Here is a 25,782-nt window from a genome sequence, read left to right as displayed (position 1 = left end):
TCAACCGTCTCTCCTCATCTGCCGAGACCATCAGGCCAATTCGGCGAACAGGCTGTTGTAGCCCGTCTTCGTGATTCGCACCTTGATAATGTCACCGATTTCGCCGGCCTTTTCATCAACAATAACCGGCTGCAGCCAAGGCGAGCGGCCGACCTTCTGGCCGGCCTGACGGCCGGGCTTCTCGATCAGCGTATCGATGGTGCTGCCGACCAGGCTCGAGCCGAAATCCTGCTGTTGTTTCAGCAGCAATGCCTGCAGGCGCTGCAAGCGCTCGTCCTTGACCGTTTCCGGCACGTGGTCAGGCATGTCGGCCCCCGGCGTGCCGGGACGCGGCGAATATTTGAACGAGAAGGCCGAGGCGTAGCCCACCTGGCGCACCAGTTCCATGGTCGCCTCGAAATCGGCCTCCGTCTCGCCGGGGAAACCGACGATGAAGTCGCCCGACAGCGCGATATCGGGGCGCGCGGCGCGGATGCGGTCGAGCAGCGCCAGATAATCCTTGGCAGTATGCCTGCGGTTCATCGCCTTCAGAATGCGGTTTGAGCCCGATTGCACCGGCAGATGCAGATAGGGCATCAGCGACGGCAGGTCGCGGTGCGCCGCGATCAATTCGTTGTCCATGTCGCGCGGATGGCTGGTGGTGTAGCGCAACCGCGCCAGGCCGGGGATTTCGGCCAGCCGGAACAGCAGGCGGCCGAGACCCCATTCCGCGCCATTATCGCCCGCGCCATGCCAGGCGTTGACGTTCTGGCCGAGCAGCGTCACCTCGCGCACCCCGGCCTCGGCCAGGCGCTCGGCCTCGGCAACGATCTGCGCCACCGGCCGTGACACTTCCGAGCCTCTCGTATAGGGCACGACGCAGAAGGTGCAGAACTTGTCGCAGCCTTCCTGGACGGTGAGGAAGGCGGTGACGCCGCGCTTGATCAACTCGGCGCGCTTGGGCTGCGGCAGATGTTCGAACTTGTCCTCGATGGCGTATTCGGTCTCGACGATCTTCTCGCCGCCGCGCACCCGCGCCAGCACATCGGGCAGACGGTGATAAGTCTGCGGACCGATGACCAGGTCGACGGCCGGCGACCGGCGGATGATCTCGGCGCCCTCGGCCTGTGCCACGCAGCCGGCGACGCCGATCAGCATCTCGAGGCCGGCACCGGCGCGCTCGGCCTTCATGTCGCGGATGCGGCCGAGTTCGGAATAGACCTTTTCGGCGGCTTTCTCCCTGATGTGGCAGGTGTTGAGCAACACCAGATCGGCTTCGCCGATGGCATCGGTCGCGGTATAGCCGTCGGCGGCCAGCGCGTCGGTCATGCGCTGAGAATCATAGACGTTCATCTGGCAGCCATAGGTCTTGATGAAGACCTTCTTTGCTGCCGTGGCGCGCACCGCCGGCTGTCCGGCCGCAGTGCCGATGTCGTCGCTTTCAATCGTGTTCAAGTCCATCCGGCGGCTTCTAACGCCTTTCCGTGACAAAAAACAGACGATTCTCGGCATGCGCCGGCTGGCGCCTGCCGGCGGCTAACGGCTCGGGAGGGGATCGGCGAGCGCCGCCTGCATCATCTCGCGCACCTGGCCTTCCATCAGCTTGGCCGTTTCCTTGCGGTTTGAGCCCTTGGCAAAGGCGATCGGTTCGCCGAAATGCACCTCGACGTCGAGCGCGCCCTCGGCCATCAGCACCTTGAGATGCGGCATCAGGTCCTCGTCGCCGATCCAGGCCGCGATCGGGCGGTGGCGGCGGCCAAGCGGCACGCCGTGCAGGCGCGTGTAGACGATCGCCACCGGCTGGATGAACACTTCCTGCGCGGCCCCTTCCGAGATCGCCATCGAGGCGGCGCCGAACAGCGTGCTCTTGAAGGGCAGGACGATATTGCCGTCACCGGTCGACCCCTCCGCGAACAGCACCATGGCGTCGCCCTTGGCCATGCGGCTGGCGATCTCGCTGGCCTGGTCGCCCGAGGAGCGCTTGCGCTCACGCTCGATGAAGACGGTGCGCTGCAGCTTCGACAGCATGCCGATCAGCGGCCAGCCTTCCATGTCGGCCCGGGCGATGAATTTCACATCGGCAAAAGAGCCCAGCACCATGATGTCGGTCCAGGAGATGTGGTTGGAGGCAACCAGCAAGGGGCGTTTGTCGGAGAGCGTCCCCTTGACATGAATACGCATGCCGAGCGCCCGGATGATCAGCCTATGCCAGATCTTGAGGATGACGGTTTCCGGCCACCAGCCGGTTTTCATCGACAGGATCTGCAGCGGCACGAGAACCAGCGACCCGGCGACGACGAGGCCCAGCGCCAGGAAAATCCTGATTTTTCCGATCATCTGTCCTGGCCCTACCCGATCCCTCGCTAGCGAAGATCGCGGCGCATGACAAGCGCGCCGGTCGGCCCGCGATCGGGCGACTTGTAGTAATCCGGGCGCTTGCCGACTTCCCGAAAACCCAGCCGACGATAGAGGGCGATCGCGGCGGCATTGGTCTCGTCGACCTCGAGGAACAGGGCCTCGGCGCGTTGCGAATGCAGTTCGCGCAGCACGGCGTCCATCAACTGCCAGCCCAATCCCTGGCGGCGATGCGACCGCGCCACCGCGACGGTCAGGATTTCGCCTTCGCCAGCGGCCAGCCGAGCGAGGACGAAGCCAACAGGCGGCTTGGCGCCCTGCCCGGTTTCGCGGGCGGCATAACCGAACACGGTGTCCTGTTCGAGCAAGGCGGCGAACTCACCGTCGGTCCATGGGCGGACAAAATCCTCGCGGTGCAGTACCGATATAGCGGGGCTGTCGGTGATCCTGAGCGGCTCGAGCGCGTAGTCCCGGCGACGCGATTGGAGAAAAGGTATGCGCATTAACTCTCGTTTTCTCGTCTGACCATGATCTCTGGACAAACGGGGCCGTTTGTCCGCGAAAACCGGCTTCCACTTTTCGGGATCATGGTCTTTGCCTCGAAAGTATAAACCCGGCCTGCGGCTTGGCATCGGCGCCGCGCAGATAAAGCGGTTTCGGCCTTTCGCCCTGCCCCTTCGCGACAGCAAGCCGGGCGTAGGTGAGAATGTCGGCGGTGGCCGTCCGAGGCCCGATGTCGAAGGGTCGGCCGGCCGCTTCAGCGATCAGCGTCGCGGCCGTGCCGGCAAGCACCGCGGAACGTTCCGACGCCATGGCCGCCGCATTCGCAAGCGTGGCCGCCGCCGGACCGTAAGTCAAAACTGACATTTCATCGTAGAGAGCGGCATGGATTTCCTCCCGTCCGGCATCGAGCGCCGCCAGCACGGCACGGCCTGGAAATGCGGTCGCCGCCTCGGCGGCCAGCGCTTCGAGCGTCGTTACCCCGGTTGCCGGCACCTGGAGCGCCAGCGCCAGGCCGCGCGCGGTCGACAAGCCGACACGCAGGCCGGTGAAGGAACCGGGGCCGACCGAGACGGCAATGCCGCCAAGGCCGGCGTAGTCAGTCGCGCCTGCCTTCAGCGCTCCTGCGATGACGGCCATCAGGTGCTCGGCATGGCCTTTGCCCAGATCAAGCACCGAACGGCCGAGTTCCTGCCCGACCGCCGCGTCGTAGACGCAGGCGGCGCACAGGCTGGCGGCACAGTCGATGGCAAGGACCTTCATGAAACGACCGGTTGCTAGAAACAATTCCCTGTGCCCGCCATAGCGCGCAACCGCAAGGGTATAGTGCACAATTTGTTAAGCGGCTTCGGTTTGGGCTGGCAGAAGAGCTTATGCCGCCTGCTCTATTCGCAGCATGTGATTGTCCCAGACATAGTCCGGTTCCGACCGCGTGGCACCACTGTCCTCGATGATCTCGCCGGCGCCCGTTGTGGCCATGAACCCGGCCCCGTCAGGGGCCACGCCGCAGACCTCGACCAGCGTATTGGAGGAGACGACCCCGCCCCTGCCCGCATCGATGACGACCAGCGAATTGCCCTCCGGCGAGGATACGGCAACGGTACCGGCAACAGGATTGGCGGCGACCGAGCCGATATAGTTGCGGAAGCCGGATAGCAAAGTCTGCGGCATGTCGAGCAAAGCCAGATCCTTGCCACGCGCGGCGCGGCCGACCAGCAACGGACGATCGGTGCCCGGCCCCCGGTACTGGCAACCGAACCAGACGGTGCCGGACCGGTCTGCATCCATGTGGCGGATCGACAGCTGGTGCAAAGCAGCCGGCAATTCATGTTTTTCGATGAGATCCCCGGTGACGCGGTCGACCAGCACATAGGACGGTTTCATGGTGGCGATGTTGAGCTCGGCGCGGCCATAGTCGGGATGGGTCTCGATGCCGCCATTGGCGACCGCGATCGTCCTGCCGTCGCCCAAGAGCAGAAGTTCGTGCGGACCCATGCCGTAGGTGGGGAATTCGCCGATGCGATTGAATTTCGCCCGCGCGTCATAGACGCCGACCACGCCGGCCGCGTTGTCGAAATCGTTCTCGGTGGCGTAGAGCAACGCGCCGTCGGGCGAGAACACGCCATGGCCGAAGAAATGCCGGCCGGCGATGCTGGCGATGGTCAGCGGAGCGTCGCGCCCGGTGTGATCGAACACGACGGCGAAGGTGCCGGGCTGGCGGGCGAAAACCACCGAACGCCTCGATGCGGGATCGAAGGTGACGTCGTGGCCGCGATCGGGCAGGTCGATCGCATGCAGCACCTTGCCGGCCTCGGACAGGACGGCGGCGCCAAAACTGCCATCGCGCTTGACGAAGGCGGTGGCAAAGACGGCATCCGCAGCAAGCGTGGTTGCCCAGGCTGAGGGCGTCACCGCGGCGGCAAAGCCGATGCCGGCGGCCCTGAGGAAATCGCGGCGATCGATGAGCAATCTCTTCATGCTCAGTCCCCATCCAGCGACGAGAAGCCGGCGGTCAGGCCGAATTCGGCGGTCAGCCTGGTGCCGATCAGGGTCGACAGGCTGGAGGTGATCAGGACGAGATGCTCGAGTTTTTCGCGCAGCGCCGGATCGGCGAGCGCCCTGTCGATCGGGCCTTGGACGGCCTTGGCAGCCGCAACGCCGTTGACCAGCTGGATGTGGATCGATTCCGCCATCCAACGCGCATCCGGCGGCAGCGCGTCGCCAAGCTTCGACACCTGAAACAGCGCATCGATGCCGGCCAGATTTCCAGCCAGCGCATTGCCGGTGTTTTGCGAACGCCAGTAGATCGCCTGTTTTGGCTTGTCGGCGTCGGGCGTAGCGCCCAGAAAGCCTTTGAGGCGGACATCCCGGACCATTTCCAGCTCGTTGATGAAGACGCCGACCAGTTCGGTGACCGTTTCGTTGCCATCGCGATAGAGCGCATTCCGTGGCCCCGGATTGGCCCAGAGTGCCGCGAAGCCGTCCGGTTTGCTCCAGGCCGCGCTGACATCGGCGGCGATGGTTTCGATGTTGCCGGCAACGGACGCGCCATAAGCGCAGCGATAGGGTTCGTCCTTGCCCGTCAAGGCATCGGCGCCGTCGCCGTAAAGCACGAATTCCAGCGCGCCGAGCCCCTGCATGGCAACGCTCTTGTCGGCAAGCTGCGCAGGATCGGTGGCGGTGGGATCCTTGCCCGACAGCGCCGCCTGCACCTGTTTCAGACCGATGCTCTTGCGGTCCGGCCAGAACAGCATGCGCTCCGCCCTGTTGTTCTCCTTGATCGGCCCGAAACCGATGATCTCGGCCGATGACCAGGCATAGACGGTAGCCGAGAACGCCGCGCGCGCCGCATCAAGCTCCCCTTGCGAGGGCGCCTCGCAGAGCTTGTGCATCGCCTTGGCGAGGGCTTCCGTATGCTGGTGCAGATCGGCATAGGCCGGGCGGACAAAACCGTCGATCGCGCGCTGGACGACGTCCGAGGCTTTGACCGCGGCCGATGCGGGCAATGCGGCCAGTAGAACCAGCGGAAGAACGAGAACCAGCGCGAAACGCTTCAGCATCACAGTGACTCCAGGAATTTGACCAGCGCATCGCGCTCGGTGGCGTTTGCGGCGGCAAAGCGGTCGCGCGCCTTTTGCGCCTCGCCACCATGCCACAGGATAGCCTCGACCAAAGACCGCGCACGGCCGTCGTGCAGATAGAAGGAATTGCCGTTGACCGTTTCGGTGAGGCCGATCCCCCATAGCGGCGGGGTGCGCCACTCATTGCCTGTCGCCTCGCCCACGGCCTGGCCGTCGGCAAGGTCCGGCCCCATGTCGTGCAGCAGGAAATCGGAATAAGGCCAGATCAGCTGGAACGCCTGCGCCCTGTCGGGCGCATCGCGACGGGTGACGAATTTCGGCGTGTGGCAGGCAACGCAGCCGATTTCGTAAAAGACCTTCTTGCCGGCGAGCACATCGGGCGAGGCGAGATCGCGCCGCGCCGGCACCGCCAGGTTCCGCGAATAGAAGGTGACGAGATCCATCACCGGCGCCGGCGCCTCGGCCGAGCCGAGGCGCGCCTGCACGCCGTTGGGCATGGCGAGGCATTTCTCCTGCGCGGCGGTGCAATCCCCCCAGTGTTTCGGCTCCTCGGGTGTCGAGATGCCGATGTCGCCGGCAAAGGCGTCCGCGGCCTGCCGGCGGATCGACGCGGCCTGCGCCTTCCAGCCGAAGCGGCCAAGCGTCAGTTCACCGCTCAGGCCATCACGCACGATGTTCGGCTTGCCGGAGATGCCATCGCCGTCCCTGTCGTCCGGGTCGGCATGGGCCAGAATGTCCGCCGGCGCGATCTGTTCGATCAAGCCAAGGCCGATCATGGGCGGCGTCAGGCGCGGCGACAGCGTGGTGCGCGGATCGAGCGGCCCATAGCCAAGATCGTCTACCGCGTAGGTGGGTTTGCGCAGGGAAATGACGGTGCCGTCCGTCAGCTCCACCTTACGTTCCTGATAGTCGACACGCATGCTGCCCTCGCCCTTGAGGCCAGGGACGGCTAGTTCCTGCAACTGCGTGCCATAGACCGGGTCCGGGAGATTGAGCAGCCTGTGGTCGGCAAGCGCCGCCTTCTCTTCCGCGCTGCTTGCGTCGCGCGCCAGCCGCAGGAACATCGAGGTGGTGCCGGCATCGCCTTGTGGCGGCCGGCCACGGCCATCCTTCAGATGGCAGTTCTGGCAGGCCCGTTCGTTGAACAGGGGCCCGAGTCCGTCCGAGGCCTGCGTCGAGGATGGCGACGACACCCAATTCTTGCGGAAAAGCGCGTTGCCGAGCTTGAAGGTGCCTTCTTCCTCGAAGGTGAGGTTGACTGACGATTGCGAGAAGGAATCACGGCTGACGTCCTTCCGCGAGGTGCCGGCGCCACCTTGCATCAGTTCGAAGGGCTCGGGTTTGGAGAAATCCGTGGTCGGCCTGCTGACGGCGGTGACGCGCGCCTGATCCTTGGCATTGAGGTCGGTGCGCGAAGTGGCGAGGCCGGCGGGTTGAAGGTCGCCGGCGATGGCGGAGGATGTCAGCGCCAGCATGAAAATGATGCCGCGCCGACCAGCCGATATGGCTGGTGTTTTCCGGAGGGGCAGCGGGGCTTTTGCCCGCCGCAAGCGGCGCGGGAAGTCTAAGAGGCGCCGCATTCCCGCATATCCTTAGTCCGCCTCGTCCGCCGATGCGGCGTTGAGCTGGCCGTATTTTTCCTCGCCGATCGAGGCCAGCAGGTCGAGCTGCGTCTCGAGGAAGTCGATATGGCTTTCCTCATCGGTCAGCAGTTCCTCGAACAGTTTCATCGTCACGTAGTCGCCCGCTTCCTCGCAGATTTCGCGCGAGCGCTTGTAAGCAGTGCGCGCGTCATACTCACCGGCAAGGTCGGATTCGAGCACTTCCTTGACGTTCTGGCCGATGCGCAGCGGCGCCAGGGACTGCAGGTTGGGGTGGCCTTCAAGGAAGATGATGCGGGCGACCAGCTTGTCGGCGTGGTGCATCTCCTCGATCGATTCCGCCCGCTCCTTCTTGGCCAGCTTGGCGTATCCCCAATCCTCGAGCAGACGGAAATGCACCCAATACTGGTTGACGGCGCCGAGCTCCAGAAAAAGAGCCTCGTTAAGCCGCTCGATGATCTGTGGTTCGCCTTTCATGGGCTCTGCTCCCGTATTGGACGCGCAGGCCTCTGACGCGATCCAGATGTGAAACGATGTCCACGCCGCTCGCCTGCGAGCGGGCGTGGTAGTTCTCGGTGACCCGAATGATCGTTTCGACCACATTTGGGAAGCAGCCGCAACAGCGGCCACGTTTGTGCATGGCGTGATAGACCTTTGCCGGCACGATGAGCTGCCAGGGATCCTGATCCAGCAGGCCGATGATCGTCTGCTCGATCTCCTTTTCGGTGATGATGTTGCAATGGCAGATCAGCATTTCGTCGCTCTGGCTGACGGCGCCCGTGCGGCGCCGTTTGGCTGCGGATGGCAGGCTTACTTGAACACCTTGTCGGGTGCGTCGAGGCTGTCGGAGCCTTCGAAGGCGATGGCATTGAGCTTCAGCACGCCAACGGCGCGTTCGATCGACTTGGTCTGGTCGATCAATGCGTCGATTGCCGCCTGAACGGTGGCATTGCCCGCGGTATTGCCCTCGGCGATCTGCTGGTCGTAGGCCTCGCCGGCCTCGGCTCGCGCCTTGATCGCTTCCATCTTGGCGACGGTGACATCGAGCTTGTCGGACAGCTCCTTGTCGATTGCCGGATCGGCCGCTTTCACCATGTCGTGCACCGAGGAACCCGAAACGACGGTGCCGTCCAGGCGCGTGTAGCTGGCGAGATAGGCGGCGCGGATGCCGACGGCATCATAGAGATGAGAGTTGTAGGTGTTGTCGGAGAAGCAGTCATGCTCCTCTTCCGGATCGTGCAGCAACAGGCCAAGCTTCATGCGTTCGCCTGCCAGCTCGCCGTAGGAGAGCGAGCCCATGCCGGTGAAGATCACCGAGATGGCGGTGTTCGGCTCGCCATCGACAAGGTTCTTGCGCGCCGCGCCGTCTTCCTTCCAGTCGTTGACCATCTTCTGGAGGTCCGAGACCAGAAGGCCAGTCGCCGACTTCAGGTACTCTGCGCGACGGTCGCAATTGCCTCCGGTGCAGTTCTTCAGGTCGTAATCCGTATAGGGACGCTCGCCGGCGCCCGGACCGGTGCCGTGCAGGTCCTGGCCCCAGAGCAGGAATTCGATGGCGTGATAGCCGGTGGCGACGTTGGCCTCGACGCCGCCGGCCTGCTGCAGCGTGCCGGAGAGGAATTCCGGCGAAAGCTTCGAGGCATCGACCTGCTTGCCGTTGATCTCGATCTCCTTGTTGGCGATCACATTGGCCGTATAGAGCGAATTCGCGTCCGACTCGGTGCCGTAGCTCTTGGCGACATAGTCGATCAGGCCTTCGTCCAGCGGCCAGGAATTCACCTCACCTTCCCAGTCATCGACGATCTTGTTGCCGAAGCGGTAGACCTCGGTCTGCTGGTAGGGCACGCGCGATGCCTTCCAGGCGTCGCGGGCGGCATTGAGCGTTTCCGCCGACGGGTTGGCAAGCAGCGCGTCGACCGCCTTGTCGAGCGCCTGCGCCGTGGTCAGCGAATCCTCATATTTGGCAAGCCCGATGTCGGCATAGGTCTTGATGACCGCCTTGGCATCGGTTTCCGCCTTGGCAGGCAGCACGAACACCGCTGCCGTCAGCAGCGCCGTGGCGCCGATCGCCGCCAGCCTGCCGCCATATCGTGCTGTCATTATCGCTCTCCAGTTCCTCGGAAATTTTCTAAGCGGCGCACGCGCCAACCCGCGCCAGGCCACATTCATGCCGTTGGGCGCAAGACATGCCGCGCGATCGCGCGGCTCAGGGAAAAAAGACACCAAAATGCCTCCAATCGAACGGGTTCAAGGCCCAGACATCAAAGGGATGCGCCGATGCGCGGCTTCCTTAAAGCTTCGAGTGCGATGGAAGTCAATGAAAATTACTGGAAAAGCCAATTGAAACAATAGTTTAGAATTATTCTAAACTACGATGGTCAACTTTACGCGCCCGCTGCATCGGCTTTGCGGCCGAACTGTACGATTGACAGTCGCCGTCCCGGGTGCGACCCGCAAACCCTCTCTTGCGGCGGCGTCAGACAATTGCCACTTGGCGAGACGTCCTAGGATCGATCGGGATCGGAATGCGATGAAGAACGGCGTGGTAATTGTCGGTGCGGGTCATGCGGGCGTGCAGGCGGCCGCCAGTCTGCGCGAGGATGGCTATGATGGGCCGGTGATCCTGGTCGGCGACGAGAACGAACTGCCCTACCACAAGCCGCCGCTCTCGAAGACCTTCATCAAGGATGCCGAAGCCAAGCCTCAACCGCTTCGGGGCGAGGCCTTCTACACCGGCAGCGCCATCGACTACCGGCCTGGGATCCGGATCGAGCGCATCGATGCCGGCCGCCACGGTCTCGACATTGCCGGCGGCGGCGCACTTGCCTTCGACAATCTGATCCTGGCGACCGGATCGCGCCCGCGCGCCCTGCCGCTGCCAGGCTCCGATCTGTCGGGCGTGGTGTCGCTGCGCTCGCTGGCCGACGCGCGGCTGATCCGGGAGCTGAGCGCTGAGAGCGAAGATATCGTCATTCTCGGCGGCGGCTTTATCGGGCTGGAAATCGCCGCGACGCTGCGGGCGGCCGGTCGCACCGTGACGGTTGTCGAAGCAGTCGACCGGCTGCTCGGCCGCGCCGTGGCGCCGGTGGTGGCGAGCCATGTCCGGCAAAGGCTGGAAGCGACCGGCGTGCGCATCCTGACCGGAACCTCGATCTCAAGGCTCGAAGGCGAAAACGGCAAGGTCACGGCCGCGATCACCTCGTCTGGCGAAAGGCTGCCGGCGCGCATGGTCGTGGTCGGCATCGGCGCCGTGCCGAATGTCGAACTGGCGCAAGCCGCGGGCCTTGCTGTCGCCAACGGCATCCGCGTCGATCATCAGATGCGCAGTTCGGTGCCGGAGATTCTGGCCATCGGCGACGCCGCCTCGTATCGGCACTGGTTCACCGGCGGCGATGTCAGGCTGGAATCGGTGCAGAACGCCACCGACCAGGCGCGGCTCGCCGCCCGGACAATTACCGGTCACACCGACGCCTATTCAGCGGTGCCATGGTTCTGGTCCGACATTGGCGACATGAAGCTGCAAATGGTTGGCCTGACCGCCGGCGGCGACAGCCATGTCGTGCTCGGCGACCTGCGCGACAACAAATTCTCGATCTACCACTATGCCGGTGACCGGCTGCTCGGCATCGAATCCGTCAACCGCCCCGGCGACCACATGCTTGGCCGCAAGATGCTCAGTGCCGGTTTTTCGCCAACGCCGCAGATGGTGGCCGCAGGCCCGGACGGGCTGAAGGCGGCACTGGCGACATTCCAGAACATGGAGCCAGCCCGTGACGAGCGAATATTTCGGTGAGTTGATCCGCCGCGATCAAGACCGTCGACGGCTTCGGCATCTGCTCCTTGAGGGCGCGTCATCCGAACCGGGTCCCTCGGTTGATGATGGCTATTTCGAAGCACTGCGAAAACGAGCGCAGGTCAAATAGGCACAATCTGCTGGCCGAGACGAGGCGGTATTGGCGACAGGAGTCAATTCAGACGTCCGCGCCGCCCCTCATCCGCCTGCCGGCACCTTCTCCCCGTGTAGTGACAGGGAGAAGGTAAGCGCCGTTCAGGCGGCGCAGACCTCGCGGATCGAGCTTTCCAGAATGTCGAGCGCTTCGTTCATGACCTCGTCCTGGATGGTGATCGGCGCCAGGAAGCGGATGACGTTGCCGTAGACGCCGCAGGTCAGCAGGATCAGGCCCTTGTCGAGCGCTTTCAGGCGGATCGCGTTGGCGATCTCGGCCGACGGCAGGCCCTTCTTGACGTCGTTGAACTCCACCGCGTTCATGAAGCCCAAACCCCTGATGTCGACAATCTCGGGCACGTCGTCACGGATCGACTGCAGACGCTGCTTCAACCGCGCACCCAGCGTGTTGGCGCGATCGCAGAGCTTTTCGTCCTCGATCACATCGAGCACGGCGTGCGCGGCGGCGACGCCGATCGGGCTGCCGCCATAGGTGCCGCCCAGTCCACCGGGGCTGGGCGCGTCCATGATCTCGGCGCGGCCAGTGACGGCCGACAGCGGGAAGCCGCCAGCCAGGCTCTTGGCCATGGTGGTGATGTCGGCGGCTACCTCGTGATGGTCCATGGCGAACATCTTGCCGGTGCGGGCAAAGCCGGTCTGCACTTCGTCGGCGATCAACAGCATGCCGTGCTGGTCGCAGAGCTTGCGCAGCGCCGTCAGCAGTTCACGCGGCGCGTCGTAGAAGCCGCCCTCGCCCTGAACCGGCTCGATGATGATCGCGGCGACGCGGGCCGGATCGACATCCGCCTTGAACAGCTTGTCGAGCGCGGCAAGCGAATCGGCGACCGAGACACCATGCAGTTGCACGGGGAACGGCACGTGGTAGACGTCGCCCGGCATGGCTCCGAAGCCAACCTTGTAGGGCACGACCTTGCCGGTCAGCGCCATGCCCATGAAGGTGCGGCCATGGAAGCCGCCGCCGAAGGCGATGACGGCCTGGCGGCCGGTGGCGTTGCGAGCGATCTTGATGGCGTTCTCCACCGCCTCGGCGCCGGTGGTGACGAAGATGGTCTTCTTCTCGAACTTGCCGGGCAGCATGGCGTTCAACCGTTCGGCCAGCCGCACATAGCTCTCATAGGGCACGACCTGGTGGCAGGTGTGGGTGAAACGGTCGAGCTGCGCCTTGACCGCCTCGATCACTCTGGGATGGCGATGGCCAGTGTTGACGACGGCGATGCCCGAGGAGAAGTCGATATAGCGGCGGCCCTCGACATCCCAGATCTCCGAGTTTTCAGCCCGGTCGGCGTAGATTTGCGTGGTCATGCCGACGCCGCGCGAGATCGACTGATTCTTGCGTTCGGAAATGGCGGAGTTCTTCATGATATCCCTCACCGGGTCATCCCTCATCGAGATGGGGCCCGTTCTGTTTGATGCCGTTGAATTCCCTTCTGACCTTATTTCAGATTTTCCTCAAGCCGGCACCATCACAGGGTCGATTGGGCCTGCCTTAACCAGTCCGGCGATACACGTACGAGACCGGTTTCCTTTTTTCCGGGATCGATTATCTTCCTGATATCCGCGAGGGGATCGCGATCAGCGACCGGCGCGCGGCCGAGGGGAGCCATGAGCAGCAACGCGCCATCGTCCGTCTCGCCGCCATCCGCCAAAACTCCCAGCCTTTTGTCTTGTCCAGCCGCTTCAATTCTCGCCTGCACGGTCCTGGCGCTGCTCGCCGGTTGCCAGAAGCAGGAGGCGGCGGACAAGAAGCTGCCGGTCATGGTGCGCACCGAAACGGTGGCGATGGCCGATTATGCGCCGAGAACCTCGCTGACCGGGGTGATCGCGGCGCGTACGTTGAACAATCTTTCGTTCCGGGTTGGCGGACGCGTCGCGGAGCGGCTTGTCGATGTCGGCCAGCATGTCGATCAGGGGACGGTGCTTGCGCGTATCGATCCGCAGGAGCAGGAGTCCGATTTGCGCTCCGCGCAGGCCGATCTCGATGCCGCGCAGGCACAATTGACACAGGCCGCGGCCACGTTCGAACGGCAAAGGACGCTGCTTGCCCAGGGCTTCACCACCAGGCGCGACTATGACGCGGCCGACCAGGCACTGAAAGTCGCGCAAGGCAGCGTCGATGCCGCGCGGAGCGCATTCGCCAATGCCCAGCAGAATCTGTCCTTCACCGAACTCAAGGCCGGTGCGGCAGGCGTTATTACCGCACGCCAGGTCGAAACCGGCCAGGTGGTGCAGGCGGCGCAGACCGTCTTCACCGTCGCCGAGGACGGCGACCGCGACGCGGTGTTCAACGTGCAGGAGACGCTGGTCGCCAAAACGCCGGCTTCACCGGCGGTAACGATCACGCTGTTGTCCGACCCGCAGGTCCGCGCGACGGGCAAGGTGCGCGAAATCTCGCCGGCGGTCGACCCGGCTTCGGGCTCGATCAGGGTCAAGGTCGCCATTCCCGACACGCCGGCCGGGATGCCGCTGGGGGCGGCCGTCATCGGCTCGGTCGGCGCCAAGCCGGCGAAGGCGATCCTGTTGCCCTGGCAGGCCTTGACATCGAGCGCTGGTAAGCCGGCGGTCTGGATCGTCGATCCCGCGACCAAGGCGGTGACGGCGGCGCCGGTCGAGGTGCTGGCGTTCGATTCGGGTACCGTCGTCATCGCCGAGGGCCTGAACGAAGGCCAGAGCGTCGTTACATCAGGCGGGCAATTGCTCAGCCCCGGCCAGACGGTCGAGATATCGGGAGCAGGGCAATGAAGCGGCTGCTACCCGTCCTGCTTGGCCTTGCCGCGCTTTCCGCCTGTTCGAAATCGGACGAAAAACCGCCGCAAATCGTCCGACCGGTGCTGTCGGTCGTGGTCGAGCCGCGCACCACGCAGACTTTCGGTTTCGCCGGCTCGGTCGAGCCACAGGTCAGCGCCGATCTTGCCTTCCGCCTGCTCGGCCGCGTCGTCTCGCGCGACGTCAAGGTCGGCGATATCGTCAGCAAGGGCACGACGATCGCGGCCCTCGACCCGACCGCGCTGGAGCTGGCCGTCCAGGCGGCCAAGGCCGAACTCTCCAATGCCGAGGCGCAATTCGCCAATGCCGCCGCCAGCGAGGAACGCCAGCGCCAGTTGCTGACCTCCGCCAATACGCCGCAGTCGGTCTTCGACGCAGCGCAGCAGGCACGCAAAGCCGCGGAAGCCAGTGTCGAGCGGGCCAAGGCTTCGCTGGCGAAATCGCAGGAGCAGCTCGGTTATGCCAGGCTGTTTTCTGATTTCGACGGCGTCGTCACCGCCGTCGGCGCCGAAGTTGGCCAGACGGTTTCGCCCGGGCAGACCATCGTCACCGTGGCGCGTTCGGACCTGCGCGAGGCAGTGGTCGACATTCCCGACCGGTTGACCGGCGATCTTTCGGCCGGCACGCCGTTCCAGGTCATCCTGCAGTCGCTGCCGACGATCCAGACCGAGGCCAAGCTGCGCGAGATCGCCCCCCAATCCGAGGGCTCGACCCGCACACGGCGCGTCAAGCTGACGCTCACCGATCCGCCGCAAGCCTTCAGGCTCGGCTCGACGGTGACGGCGACCCGGATGACCAAGGTCGTGCCGACGATCGAACTGCCCATTTCGGCGCTGCTAGAAAAGAACGGCTCCGAAAAAGTGTGGATCGTCGATCCAAAGACGTCGAGCGTGAGCGCGCACGACATCAAGGTCGCGTCGAAGAATGGCGGCACCTTTACCGTGGCGGATGGACTGGACGCCGGCATGCGCGTCGTCACCGCCGGCGTTCACAGCCTCGTCGACGGCCAGAAAGTGAAAGTGCTCGAGGGAGGGGCCTCATGAAGGGCTTCAACCTGTCCGACTGGGCGCTCAACCACCGCTCGCTGGTCTGGTATTTCATGCTGGTCTTCGTGGTGGCCGGCATCTTCTCCTACCTCAATCTCGGCCGCGAGGAAGATCCCAACTTCACCATCAAGACGATGATCATCCAGGCCAACTGGCCGGGCGCCTCGGTCAAGGAGACCGTACAGCAGGTGACCGATCGCATCGAGAAAAAGCTCGAGGAACTCGACAGCCTCGACTACACCAAGTCGGTGACGACAGCCGGCCAGACTGTCATCTTCGTCAACCTGAAGGACACCACCAAGGCGCGCGACGTCGCGCCGAACTGGCTTCAGGTGCGCAACATGGTCAACGACATCAAGGCGCAGTTTCCGCAAGGCGTGCAGGGACCGTTCTTCAACGACCGCTTCGGTGACGTCTACGGCAACATCTATGCCTTCACCGCCGACGGGCTGACGCCACGCCAATTGCGCGACTATGTGGAGGATGTGCGAACCAAGATCCTGACCGTGCCCAATGCCGGCAAGGTCGATCTGGTCGGCGCGCAGGACGAGGCGATCTATCTCGAATTCTCGACCCGCCAGATCGCCGCGCTTGGCCTCAACCAGCAGCAAATCGTGGCCAGCCTGCAAGCGCAGAACGCGATCACGCCGTCCGGCGTCATCCAGTCCGGGCCGGAGCGCATCAGCGTGCGCGTCGGCGGCCAGTTCGCCTCCGAGGAGAGCCTGCGCGCCATCAATCTGCGCGTCAACGACCGGTTCTTCCGGCTGAGCGACGTGGCGACGATCACGCGCGGTTATGCCGACCCGCCGACGGCGCTGTTCCGCTTCAACGGCCAGGACGCGATCGGGCTTGCCATCGGCATGAAGCCCAACGCCAATCTGCTCAAATTCGGCGAGGCGCTGCATGAGGAGATGAACAAGGTGCTGGCCGACCTTCCGGTCGGCGTCGGCGTGCATCTGGTCGCCGACCAGCCCGTCATCGTCGAGGAGGCCGTCTCAGGCTTCACGCGTGCGCTGTTCGAGGCGGTGGCGATCGTGCTTGCCGTCTCCTTCATCAGCCTCGGAATGCGCGCCGGTTTCGTCGTCGCGCTGTCGATCCCGCTGGTGCTGGCCATCACCTTCACCGTCATGGAGTATCTCGGCATATCGCTGCAGCGCATTTCACTCGGCGCGCTGATCATCGCGCTCGGGCTGCTGGTCGACGACGCGATGATCGCGGTCGAAATGATGGTGGCGCGGCTGGAGATAGGCGACACCCTGCGCAAGGCGGCGACCTATGTCTACACCTCGACCGCCTTTCCAATGCTGACCGGCACGCTAGTGACGGTCGCCGGCTTCATCCCGATCGGCCTCAACTCGAGCGCGGCAGGCGAATACACCTTCACGCTGTTCGTCGTCATCGCGGTGTCGCTGCTGGTGTCATGGATCGTGGCGGTGCTGTTCGCGCCGCTGCTTGGCGTCACCATCCTGCCGGCGACGATGAAGGAGAAGCATCACGACCAGCCAGGGCGGTTCACGTCGCTGTTCCGGCGCGTGCTTGTCGGCTCGGTGCGCCATCACTGGCTGACGATCATCGTGACCGTGCTGCTGTTCGCTGGCTCGATCGCCGGCTTCGGGCTCGTCCAGCAACAGTTCTTCCCGCCTTCCGACCGGCCGGAGCTGATCGTCGACTGGAACCTGCCGCAGAACTCGTCGATCACCGAGACGCGCGACCAGATGGAGCGCTTCGAACAGCGGGCGCTGGTCGGCAATCCCGACATCGACCACTTCTCCTCCTATATCGGCCAGGGCGCGGTGCGCTTCGTGCTGGCCTATGACGTGCAGCCGGCCAATCCCTATTTCGGCCAGACGGTGATCGTCACCAAGAGCATCGAGGCGCGCAACCGGGTGAAGCCAGCTCTGGAGAAGCTGCTGCGCGCGGAGTTTGTCGGCACCGACGCCTTCGTCAAGCCTCTCGAGCTTGGGCCACCCGTCGGGAGGCCTGTACAGTACCGCGTCGGCGGCCCTGATATCCAGACGGTGCGGGAACTGGCGCAGCAATTCGCCGGCGTCATCTCGGCCAATCCGAGGCTTGCCGCTCCCACTTTCGACTGGAACGAACCGCAGCGCGTGCTGAGGGTCGATGTGCTGCAGGACAAGGCGCGACAGCTCGGCATCACCTCCTCCGACATCGCCAGCACGCTGAACAGCACGGTGGGCGGCGCGACCATCACGCAGGTGCGTGACGCGACCTACCTGATCGATGTCGTGGCACGTTCGCGCGGGGCAGAGCGTGGCTCGATCAAGACGCTGCAGAACATCCAGCTGCCGACGGGCAATGGCGACGCGATCCCGCTCGCGGCGGTTGCCAACTTCCGCTACGATCTGGAGCAGCCGACGGTGTGGCGGCGCGACCGCATCCCGACCATCACCGTGCGCGCCGGCCTGGTTGGCGACGTGCTGCCGGCGACCGTCGTCAACGAGCTGAAACCGTCGGTCGACGCCTTCATCGCCAAGCTGCCGCCCGGCTATTCGGTCGAGACCGCCGGCTCCGTCGAGGAAAGCGCCAAGAGCCAGGGGCCGATCGCCGCCGTCGTGCCGCTGATGCTGTTCGTGATGGCGACCATCCTGATGGTGCAGTTGCAGAGCTTCCAGCGCCTGTTCCTGGTCGTGGCGGTCGCGCCGCTCGGACTGATCGGTGTGGTGGCGGCGCTGGTGCCGAGTGGCGCGCCGCTCGGCTTCGTCGCCATCCTCGGGGTGCTGGCGCTGATCGGCATCCTGATCCGCAACTCGGTCATCCTGATCGTGCAGATCGAGGATCTTGTCGCTGAAGGCAAGGATCGCTGGGCCGCCGTCATCGAGGCGACGGAGCATCGCATGCGGCCGATCGCGCTGACCGCCGCCGCCGCCAGCCTGGCGCTGATCCCGATCGCGCGCGAAGTGTTCTGGGGGCCGATGGCCTATGCCATGATGGGCGGCATCATCGCTGGTACGGCGATCACGCTGCTGTTCCTGCCCGCGCTTTATGTGACGTGGTTCCGGATCAAGGAGCCGAAGCAAGGGGACAACCCATCCGTTCCGGAGAACGGCGAACTGGCGCAAGGTTCGACTTAAGATCCTGCAGTATCACTCGTTATCGTTGAGGGCGAGGGGCGCGATTTGGCTCGCTGCCACGGCGATGATTTCGAACTGCGCCAGGCATGCCAGCCTTCCGGCAAATCGACCAAGGCGAGGATGCTTTCATCGCGCCGAACCACCTCCTGCAGGCCGACGAGCATTATCTCACGTTCGTTCCGATCTCGAGTGTCGCTGCTGTGAAACTGCCAGCTGCCACCTTCTTCGTTGTAGATGTCGTCGTCGTCAGCTTCATGCACGACGTATGCGATCCAATCGTCAGATTTGAATATACTCTTGTCCGATAGCACCGCGACATTGGGTGGATCTGCAAACTTCCATTCCCCCATGGAATTGCCCGGTTGGTCTGTGCACAGGAAGAGCGAATTCAGGCGGTTCTTACAAACCCGTCGCTGGCTCGCAGCAGGTTGCGCGTATAATCCTTGGTCACACGGCGCTCGACCAGATCGTTCGCCACCAGATTTTCCACTGCCTCGCCGCCCTGCATCACCATCAGCCGCTCGCACATATGGGTGATGATGGCGAGGTCGTGGCTGACCATCAGGAAGGTCAGCTTGCGCCGCCGCCGGACTTCCTCCAGCAGGTTGAGCACTTCCGCCTGCACGGAGGCGTCGAGCGCCGAGGTCGGCTCGTCTAGCAGCAGGATCGAGGGCTCGAGGATCAGCGCGCGGGCGATCGCGACACGCTGGCGCTGGCCGCCCGAGAGCTGGTGCGCGTAACGGAAGCGAAAACCGTTGCCGAGGCCGACCTCGTCGAGCGCGCGCTCGATACGCTTTTCGCCGTCGGCAAAGCCGTGGATGGCGAGCGGCTCCTGCAGCAGGCGGTCGACCGTCTGGCGCGGGTGCAGCGACCCATACGGATCCTGGAAGACCATCTGCACTTCGCGGTAAAAGGCCTTATCGCGGCGCGCGCCGAGCGTCTTGCCGTTGACGGCGATGCTGCCCGAGGCGACCGGCGCGAGACCGGCGATGGCTCGCAGCAATGTCGATTTCCCGGAACCGGATTCACCGACCAGGCCGAAGGATTCACCCGGCTGTACATCAAGGCTGACGCCCTTCAGCGCGCGAAAGCGGTCGAAGATCACCTCCAGCGTGTCGACGGCAATCGCTGATGTCATGCCGCCCACTCCGGCTTGCGGTCGAGCACAGGCAGCGGGTGACGGTCGGCGCCGATCTTGGGCATGCAGTTGAGCAGGCCGCGCGTGTAGGGATGCTGGGCCTGGCTGAGTTCCGAGGCCTTGAGTTGTTCGACCACCTTGCCGGCATACATGACGATGACGCGGTCGCAGAAGGAGGAAACCAGGCGCAGATCGTGCGAGATGAAGACCAGTCCCATGCCCCGCTCCGCGACCAGCCGGTCGAGGATACCGAGCACATCGAGCTGCACGGTGACGTCGAGCGCCGAGGTCGGCTCGTCGGCGATCATCATTTCCGGCCCGGCGATCAGCATCATGGCGATCATGGCGCGCTGGCCCATGCCGCCCGACACTTCGTGCGGGTGAAGGTCGAAGACGCGTTTGGGATCGCGGATCTGCACCGCCTCGAGCATGGCCAGCGCACGCTCGCGCGCCTCGGCCTTGCCGACCTTTTCGTGCGTGCGCAGCGTCTCGACGATCTGGCGGCCGATGCTCATCACCGGGTCGAGCGAATATTTCGGATCCTGCAGGATCATGGCGATGCGGTTGCCCCGCAACGCGCGGCGTTGGCGTGGCGAGATGCCGAGCAGGTCGATGCCGTCGAAGGTCAATTTATTGGCCGATATCCGGGCCTGCGGCGGCGTCAGGCCCATGATGGCGCGGCCCGTTTGCGACTTGCCCGACCCGGACTCGCCGACGATGCCGAGGCGTTCCCGGCCAAGCGAAAAGGAAACGCCGCGCACCGCCTCGACCATGCCCGTGCGGGTCGGAAAGGTGACCCGCAGGTCATCCACCTCAAGCAGGGTCCCAGTTCGGCCGTTCATTGGTCGCCACTCCGAGGATCGAGCGCGTCGCGCAGGCCGTCGCCGAGCAGGTTGAAGCCGAGGCTGACGATCAGGATTGCGAAGCCCGGCGCACCGGCCACCCACCATTGGTCGAGGATGAAGCGCCGGCCCGAAGCGATCATGGTGCCCCATTCCGGCAGCGGCGGCTGCGCGCCAAGGCCGAGGAAGCCGAGGCCCGCGGCCGTCAGGATGATGCCGGCCATGTCGAGCGTCACGCGGATGATCAGCGAGGAGATGCATAGCGGCATGATGTGGCGCAACACGATGCGGAAGGGAGAGGCGCCCATCAGTTGCACCGCCTTGATGTAGTCCGAGTTGCGCACGGTGAGCGTCTCGGCACGCGCGATGCGGGCATAGGGCGGCCAGGAGGTGATGGCGATCGCCAGCACGGCGTTCTCGATGCCGGGGCCAAGGGCGGCGACGAAGGCCAGCGCCAGCACCAGTTTGGGGAAGGCAAGGAAGATATCGGTGACGCGCATCAGGATCGCGTCGGTCCAGCCGCCGGCATAGCCGGCGACGGTGCCGACCAGGAGCCCGATGGGTGCGGCGATGATGGCGACCAGGACGACGACATAAAGCGTCCAACGCGAACCGTAGAGGATGCGCGAATAGATGTCGCGGCCGAGATCGTCGGTGCCGAACCAGTGCTGGGCACTCGGCGCCAGCAGACGCGCGTTCTTCAGGTCGCCGAAGGTCGGCGAATACGGCGCCAGCACACCGGCAAGGGCGGCGACGAGCAGCAGAGCGATGATGATCAGCAGGCCGACAAAGGCCAAACGATTGGCGGAAAAGCGCCGCCAGGCGACATAGGCGCGACCGAGCCTTGCCTGCATGCGCGATGCCGGCCGCTCCGACAACAACCATTCGCGACGGGAGAAGGGGCGGGCGTCGGAGACGGTCATGACGATGCCTCTTGAAGCCGTCGACCCCCACTCCGGTCTGCTTCGCAGACCATCTCGCCCCCGGTCGACGGAGGAGAGGAAAGGCGCCAGGCGTGCGGCCGCCTTTTCCTCTCCCCCGGACAGGGGGAGAGGTGGCCCGAAGGGCCGGAGTGGGGGTGATTTGCCGCAGCCAAGCCCGAAAGCGCGATACCTCTGCTCATCCGGTCTTCGTCCTCGGGTCGAGCACGCGGTAGAGAAGATCGGACAGGAGATTGATGCCGATGAACACCGAGCCGATGACGATGGTGCCGCCGAGCACGGCGTTCATGTCTGCGTTCTGCAGCGAGTTGGTGATGTAGAGGCCGATGCCCGGCCAGGAGAAGACGGTCTCGGTCAGCACCGAGCCCTCGAGCAGCCCGGCATAGGACAACGCGATCACGGTCACCATCGGCACGGCGGCATTGCGCAGCGCATGACCCCAGATGATGCGGGTTTCCGACAGGCCCTTGGCGCGCGCGGCGACGACATATTCCTGGGCGAGTTCATTGAGCATGAACGAGCGTGTCATGCGGCTGATATAGGCGAGCGAGAAATAGCCGAGCAGCGAGGCCGGCAGGATGATGTGACGGAAGGCGTCGTAAAAGACATCCCACTGCCCCTGCATCGCGGAGTCGAGAAGGTAGAAGCCGGTGACCGGCGTGAAAGTGTATTCGTAGACGACGTCGAGCCGAGCCGGGAAGGCCACCCATTGCAGCTTGGCGTAGAACAGCACCAGGGCCAGCAGGCCCAGCCAGAAGATGGGCACGGAATAGCCGATCAGGCCGATGATGCGCACAATCTGATCGACGAGGCTACCGCGTTTGACCGCGGCCAGCACTCCGAGCGGCACACCGAACAGCGCGCCGATCAGTGTCCCCAATGTCGCCAGTTCCGTCGTTGCGGGAAGAGCGCGGCGGATGTCGGTCATGACGGGATTGGTGGTCAGCACGGAGATGCCGAAATCGCCGCTCAGCGCATGTTTCACATAGATGTAGAACTGCTCGATCAACGGCAGGTCGAGGCCCATCTCGCGGCGCGTTCGCTCCACGACATTGGCGGGTGCCCGGTCGCCGAGCACGGCCAGCACCGGGTCGATCGGGATGACGCGGCCAATGAAGAAAGTGACCGCGAGAAGACCGAGATAGGTCGTCACCGCAATGACCAGGAAGCGGCCAAGCGATGATGCAAGGGCGACGGCGCGGGCGCTGCCGCGCCCGCTTTCGTTTTCAATCGTGCTCATGCGGCGTGTCCGCGAACACTATTCCTTGGAGACCGGCCCGACGAAGTTGGTGTCGAAGCTCGGACCGAGCGCGAAGCCCTTGAGGTTCTTGCGCAGACCGGCAACTTCCAGCTGCTGGTGGATGATGACGAACGGGCTGGTGTCGAGAATCTTCTTCTCGAGATCCTTGTACATATCGGCGCGCTTGCCCGAGTCCTTCTCGAGCAGGGCTGCTTCCGTTTGCTTGGTCAGATCCGGAATGTCCCAGCTGTTGCGCCAGGCGAGCGTGTGGGACTTGCCGGCATCCGAATTGTCCGGGTTCGAGGCAAAGGTTTGCGCGTTGGAGTTCGGATCGAAATAATCCTGGCCCCAATTGCCGATATAGATGTCGTGGTTGCGGGCGCGGTATTTGGTCAGCGTCTGCTTGCCGTCGCCAGGGATGATCTCCAGCTTGATGCCGGCCTGTCCGAGCGTCTGCTGGATGGATTCCGCCATGCCGGTGGTCGGCTGGCCGGTGCGCACGTCCATGGTGACGCTGAAGCCGTCCGCCAAGCCAGCCTTGGCCAGCAATTCCTTGGCCTTGGCGACGTCGAGCTTGAAGGGGTTTTCGTCGAGTTCGCCCAGCACGCCCTTGGGCAGGAAGGTCTGGTGGATCTCGCCGATGCCCTTGAGGATGGTCGAACCCAGCGCATCATAGTCGACCAGATATTTGAAGGCCTGACGCACCTCGGGTTTGGCGAGGTTCGGGTTCTTCTGGTTGAGGCTGATGTAGTAGACGGTGCCCTTGGGCGCGCTGGTCGAGGTGAGGTCGGCGTTCTTGGCGATGGCGTCGAGGTCGTTCGGTTCGAGGTTGCGGGCAACGTCGATATCGCCGGCTTCGAGCGCCAGGCGTTGCGCCGAGCTTTCCTTCATGTTGCGGTAGATGACGCGGGCGAGCTTGGCCTTTTCGCCGTAGTAATTGTCGTTGCGTTCCAGGACGACGGCCTCGTTGGCACGCCATTCGCGCAGCTTGAAGGCGCCCGAGCCGGCATAGCCTGTCTTCAGCCAGGCGTTGCCGAAGTCGTTGTCCCATTTGTAGTCGGCGCTCGGCGTGATCGCCGCGACATGTTCCTTGACCAGCTTGGCGTCGACAACGGAGGCAACGGTGGCCGACAGGCAGTTCAACACGAAACTTGGCGCATAGGCCTTGTCGACGGTGAACTGAAAGGTGGTGTCGTCGACCGCCTTGGCCTTTTCGGTGACGTTGTCGCCGCTAATGCCGAACTGGCCGATGATGAAGGCGGGGCTCTTGTCCAGCTTGACGGCGCGCTCGAACGACCAGGCGACGTCGGCGGCGGTGATCGGGTTGCCTGAGGCGAATTTCAGGCCCGGCTTGAGCTTGAACGTATAGGTCAGGCCATCGTCGGAGACGGTCCAGCTTGGGGCGAGATCGGGCTTGACCTTGGAGGTGTCGCTGAGGTCGAGGCGGACAAGAAGATCATAGGTGTTGCCGGTGACCTCGGCGGTCGACAGCTCGAACGCCTCGCCCGGATCCATCGAGATGATGTCGTCGATGGCAAAACCTTCGACAAGCGTGTCGGCGGGGGTGACCGCGCCAGCCGGCGCTCCGGCCAGAAGCAGCGCCGACATGGCGGCGCCCGCCAGCAAGATGCGGGATCGTAGAGCAAGCTTTTCCATCATCATGATGATTGTTCCCTGTTTTGTGTTTGTTGACCTGAGTTCCCGGCTCAGGGTTGCGGTGTTCTTTCAGGGCTCCAATGAAAGCCCTTGACTCGCTACCGTCGTGGTTTTTGTCCAGTTGGTCAACACCTTATCCGGCGACTCCCAGCCCGGCAACGAGGATTTGCGAGACGGCCTCAGTGGATCAGAATACACAGCGGCGTGTCGACGCATGCGCCGGCCAAATGATGCCGGGGATCGGGAAAAATCTGCTAAAATTCGATGCTATTTCAGCGCGGCGACCAGGCCGGCATCGGGAAAACAGGTGGCGGCCTGACCATTCTTTTCCTGCCATCTGCCGATCGAGCGGCGGGTCTTGAAGCCGGGCAGGCCGTCGGCGCTGCCAACATCATAGCCCTTGGCTTCCAGTGCCCCTTGCAAGGCGGCGATGTCGGAGCGGTGGAGATCGCCGACCGGACCCCAGCTACCGGAAAAATTCTGATCGCCATGGGCGATGCGGTCGGCGCCATGGCCGATGAACAGCGCGTAGAGGTCGCTGGTGTTGTATTGTTTCAGCACGTAGAAATTGGGAGTCGCGATGAAGGCTGGGCCGCTGCGCCCGGCCGGCATCAGCAGGAAACCTTCCGCCTTCAGCTCGCTCGCCGGGAAGGCTTTACCGCCGACGCGCTCAATGCCCATGGCGGCCCATTGCGAGATCTTTTTGCCCTGGTCCGGGCCCTCCAGCGAACAGGAGACGCTCTCAGGTACGATCACCTCGAAACCCCAGCCGCGTCCCCTCACCCAGCCATAATGGACAAGATAATTGGCGATCGAGGCCAGCACGTCGGGCCTCGAATTCCAGATGTCGACTCGGCCGTCGCCGTCGAAATCGACCGCATGCTCGAGGAAAGAGGTCGGCATGAATTGCGGCTGGCCGAGCGCCCCGGCCCAGGACGATTTCATCGCGCCGACCGGGGCCAGCCCGCGCTGGACGATTTCCAGCGCCGCCAGCAGTTCGGTGCGGAAGAAATCCTTTTTCGTCGACATGAACGCCTTGGTGCCCAGCACCTCGAAGGCGTCGTAGGGCATCTTCGCCGCGCCGAAGCCGGTCTCGCGGCCCCAGATCGCCAGAAGGATTTCGCCGGGCACGCCATAGCGCTTTTCGATCGCGGCGAGCGTGCGGGCATTGGCGGCCTCGCGGGTGCGTCCGCCCGATGTCACCGCACGAACCGTCTTCTCGGCAAAATAGGCGCCGGGCGAACCGAACTCGGCCTGGTGCTGCTTCTGCGGCGTCTTCGGCTTCTCGCCTGGCATGACGAGGTCGGGGAGATTGACATTGGGCTTGATGCCGTTGAACGCGGCGTCGAACGTGTTTTTGGAAATGCCTTTCGCCTTGGCGTCGGGCCAGAGATCGGTTTGGAGCCAGGCGCTGAACTGGTCGTCGATCTTGGCTGCGGAGGCGGGGGCGGCGAAGAGCAACGCGGACAGGGTCACCAGCAAGAACACAAAACAGATCTTGCGAAAGCAACGCTCCGTGGCGTGCAGCACCAGCTTCGAAAGATGCGTGACAATCATCGTGCGCATCCTCCCCGCAATCGT

Annotated in this window: 23 protein-coding genes; 4 read left to right on the top strand and 19 right to left on the bottom strand. The window is 64.1% G+C overall.

Annotated elements, in window-relative coordinates; translation table 11 throughout:
* Positions 1 to 30: 30 nt before the first annotated feature.
* The 10 genes from miaB to EN845_RS25725 form a co-directional block, all read right to left on the bottom strand.
* Positions 31 to 1,440, bottom strand: a complete 1,410-nt coding sequence (miaB, locus tag EN845_RS25770) for a tRNA (N6-isopentenyl adenosine(37)-C2)-methylthiotransferase MiaB (protein ID WP_127870738.1) — start codon at positions 1,438 to 1,440, stop codon at positions 31 to 33.
* A gap of 75 nt (positions 1,441 to 1,515) precedes the next feature.
* Positions 1,516 to 2,316, bottom strand: a complete 801-nt coding sequence (locus EN845_RS25765) for a 1-acyl-sn-glycerol-3-phosphate acyltransferase (protein ID WP_127870737.1) — start codon at positions 2,314 to 2,316, stop codon at positions 1,516 to 1,518.
* A gap of 26 nt (positions 2,317 to 2,342) precedes the next feature.
* Positions 2,343 to 2,837, bottom strand: a complete 495-nt coding sequence (gene rimI / locus EN845_RS25760) for a ribosomal protein S18-alanine N-acetyltransferase (RefSeq protein ID WP_127870736.1) — start codon at positions 2,835 to 2,837, stop codon at positions 2,343 to 2,345.
* 82 nt (positions 2,838 to 2,919) lie between these two features.
* A complete protein-coding gene (gene tsaB / locus EN845_RS25755) occupies positions 2,920 to 3,597 on the bottom strand; it encodes a tRNA (adenosine(37)-N6)-threonylcarbamoyltransferase complex dimerization subunit type 1 TsaB (protein WP_127870735.1) in 678 nt (225 codons plus the stop codon).
* Between the two features lie 108 nt (positions 3,598 to 3,705).
* On the bottom strand, positions 3,706 to 4,812 hold the full coding sequence (locus EN845_RS25750; protein ID WP_127280628.1) for a DUF1513 domain-containing protein: 1,107 nt from the start codon (positions 4,810 to 4,812) through the stop codon (positions 3,706 to 3,708).
* 2 nt (positions 4,813 to 4,814) lie between these two features.
* The gene (locus EN845_RS25745; protein ID WP_127870734.1) at positions 4,815 to 5,894 is read right to left on the bottom strand and encodes an imelysin family protein; all 1,080 of its coding nucleotides are present in this window, start codon (positions 5,892 to 5,894) and stop codon (positions 4,815 to 4,817) included.
* Complete coding sequence (locus EN845_RS25740; protein ID WP_127870733.1) at positions 5,894 to 7,495, bottom strand: di-heme oxidoredictase family protein; 1,602 nt, start codon at positions 7,493 to 7,495, stop codon at positions 5,894 to 5,896. The genes EN845_RS25745 and EN845_RS25740 overlap by 1 nt, the downstream gene beginning before the upstream one ends.
* Before the next feature lie 12 nt (positions 7,496 to 7,507).
* Positions 7,508 to 7,993 carry a bacterioferritin gene (gene bfr / locus EN845_RS25735; protein WP_127870732.1) on the bottom strand — a complete coding sequence of 162 codons (486 nt, stop codon included), beginning with the start codon at positions 7,991 to 7,993 and terminating at the stop codon, positions 7,508 to 7,510.
* Positions 7,959 to 8,270, bottom strand: a complete 312-nt coding sequence (locus EN845_RS25730) for a (2Fe-2S)-binding protein (protein ID WP_127279217.1) — start codon at positions 8,268 to 8,270, stop codon at positions 7,959 to 7,961. Before EN845_RS25730 ends, bfr begins: the two co-directional genes overlap by 35 nt.
* A 56-nt stretch (positions 8,271 to 8,326) precedes the next feature.
* On the bottom strand, positions 8,327 to 9,616 hold the full coding sequence (locus EN845_RS25725; RefSeq protein WP_127870731.1) for an imelysin family protein: 1,290 nt from the start codon (positions 9,614 to 9,616) through the stop codon (positions 8,327 to 8,329).
* Positions 9,617 to 10,046: 430 nt separating this feature from the next.
* Between EN845_RS25725 and EN845_RS25720 the strand changes: the two genes are divergently transcribed.
* Complete coding sequence (locus EN845_RS25720; protein WP_127870730.1) at positions 10,047 to 11,309, top strand: FAD-dependent oxidoreductase; 1,263 nt, start codon at positions 10,047 to 10,049, stop codon at positions 11,307 to 11,309.
* Between the two features lie 255 nt (positions 11,310 to 11,564).
* Here the strand turns inward: EN845_RS25720 and EN845_RS25710 are convergent, their stop codons facing one another.
* Together EN845_RS25710 and EN845_RS36170 are read right to left on the bottom strand one after the other, a co-directional pair.
* Positions 11,565 to 12,842, bottom strand: a complete 1,278-nt coding sequence (locus EN845_RS25710; protein WP_127870729.1) for a 4-aminobutyrate--2-oxoglutarate transaminase — start codon at positions 12,840 to 12,842, stop codon at positions 11,565 to 11,567.
* 104 nt (positions 12,843 to 12,946) lie between these two features.
* Positions 12,947 to 13,240 (bottom strand): hypothetical protein, encoded by a 294-nt coding sequence (locus EN845_RS36170; protein WP_245511803.1) that lies wholly within the window; start codon positions 13,238 to 13,240, stop codon positions 12,947 to 12,949.
* On the opposite strand from EN845_RS36170, the gene EN845_RS25705 reads away from it, so the two are divergent.
* From EN845_RS25705 to EN845_RS25695, 3 genes are read left to right on the top strand one after another with little or no spacing between them, the layout of a single operon-like run.
* Positions 13,239 to 14,222 (top strand): efflux RND transporter periplasmic adaptor subunit, encoded by a 984-nt coding sequence (locus tag EN845_RS25705; protein ID WP_245464421.1) that lies wholly within the window; start codon positions 13,239 to 13,241, stop codon positions 14,220 to 14,222. The genes EN845_RS36170 and EN845_RS25705 overlap by 2 nt on opposite strands.
* Positions 14,219 to 15,289 carry an efflux RND transporter periplasmic adaptor subunit gene (locus EN845_RS25700; protein ID WP_127870727.1) on the top strand — a complete coding sequence of 357 codons (1,071 nt, stop codon included), beginning with the start codon at positions 14,219 to 14,221 and terminating at the stop codon, positions 15,287 to 15,289. The genes EN845_RS25705 and EN845_RS25700 overlap by 4 nt, the downstream gene beginning before the upstream one ends.
* Positions 15,286 to 18,384 (top strand): efflux RND transporter permease subunit, encoded by a 3,099-nt coding sequence (locus EN845_RS25695; RefSeq protein ID WP_127870726.1) that lies wholly within the window; start codon positions 15,286 to 15,288, stop codon positions 18,382 to 18,384. Before EN845_RS25700 ends, EN845_RS25695 begins: the two co-directional genes overlap by 4 nt.
* Here the strand turns inward: EN845_RS25695 and EN845_RS25690 are convergent.
* From EN845_RS25690 to EN845_RS25660, 7 genes are all read right to left on the bottom strand, one after another.
* Positions 18,381 to 18,734: a hypothetical protein gene (locus EN845_RS25690; RefSeq protein ID WP_127870725.1), complete on the bottom strand. Its 354-nt coding sequence runs from the start codon at positions 18,732 to 18,734 to the stop codon at positions 18,381 to 18,383. The two genes, EN845_RS25695 and EN845_RS25690, sit on opposite strands and share 4 nt — an antisense overlap.
* A 38-nt stretch (positions 18,735 to 18,772) precedes the next feature.
* Positions 18,773 to 19,522 carry an ABC transporter ATP-binding protein gene (locus EN845_RS25685; protein ID WP_127870724.1) on the bottom strand — a complete coding sequence of 250 codons (750 nt, stop codon included), beginning with the start codon at positions 19,520 to 19,522 and terminating at the stop codon, positions 18,773 to 18,775.
* Positions 19,519 to 20,364: an ABC transporter ATP-binding protein gene (locus tag EN845_RS25680; protein WP_127278747.1), complete on the bottom strand. Its 846-nt coding sequence runs from the start codon at positions 20,362 to 20,364 to the stop codon at positions 19,519 to 19,521. Before EN845_RS25680 ends, EN845_RS25685 begins: the two co-directional genes overlap by 4 nt.
* Positions 20,361 to 21,287 carry a nickel transporter permease gene (nikC, locus tag EN845_RS25675; RefSeq protein WP_127870723.1) on the bottom strand — a complete coding sequence of 309 codons (927 nt, stop codon included), beginning with the start codon at positions 21,285 to 21,287 and terminating at the stop codon, positions 20,361 to 20,363. Before nikC ends, EN845_RS25680 begins: the two co-directional genes overlap by 4 nt.
* Positions 21,288 to 21,483: 196 nt before the next feature.
* Positions 21,484 to 22,545, bottom strand: a complete 1,062-nt coding sequence (locus tag EN845_RS25670) for an ABC transporter permease (RefSeq protein ID WP_127278745.1) — start codon at positions 22,543 to 22,545, stop codon at positions 21,484 to 21,486.
* Between the two features lie 18 nt (positions 22,546 to 22,563).
* On the bottom strand, positions 22,564 to 24,207 hold the full coding sequence (locus EN845_RS25665; RefSeq protein WP_127870722.1) for an ABC transporter substrate-binding protein: 1,644 nt from the start codon (positions 24,205 to 24,207) through the stop codon (positions 22,564 to 22,566).
* A 261-nt stretch (positions 24,208 to 24,468) separates the two neighbouring features.
* Entirely contained in the window at positions 24,469 to 25,758 is a 1,290-nt protein-coding gene (locus tag EN845_RS25660) for a lytic murein transglycosylase (protein WP_245511802.1), read from the bottom strand.
* Positions 25,759 to 25,782: the final 24 nt, after the last annotated feature.

This window comes from Mesorhizobium sp. M8A.F.Ca.ET.202.01.1.1, from assembly GCF_004791595.1.
Lineage (GTDB): Bacteria > Pseudomonadota > Alphaproteobacteria > Rhizobiales > Rhizobiaceae > Mesorhizobium.
The sequence above is the reverse complement of the archived record's forward strand: the minus strand, read 5'-3'. Positions and strand labels throughout refer to the sequence as shown.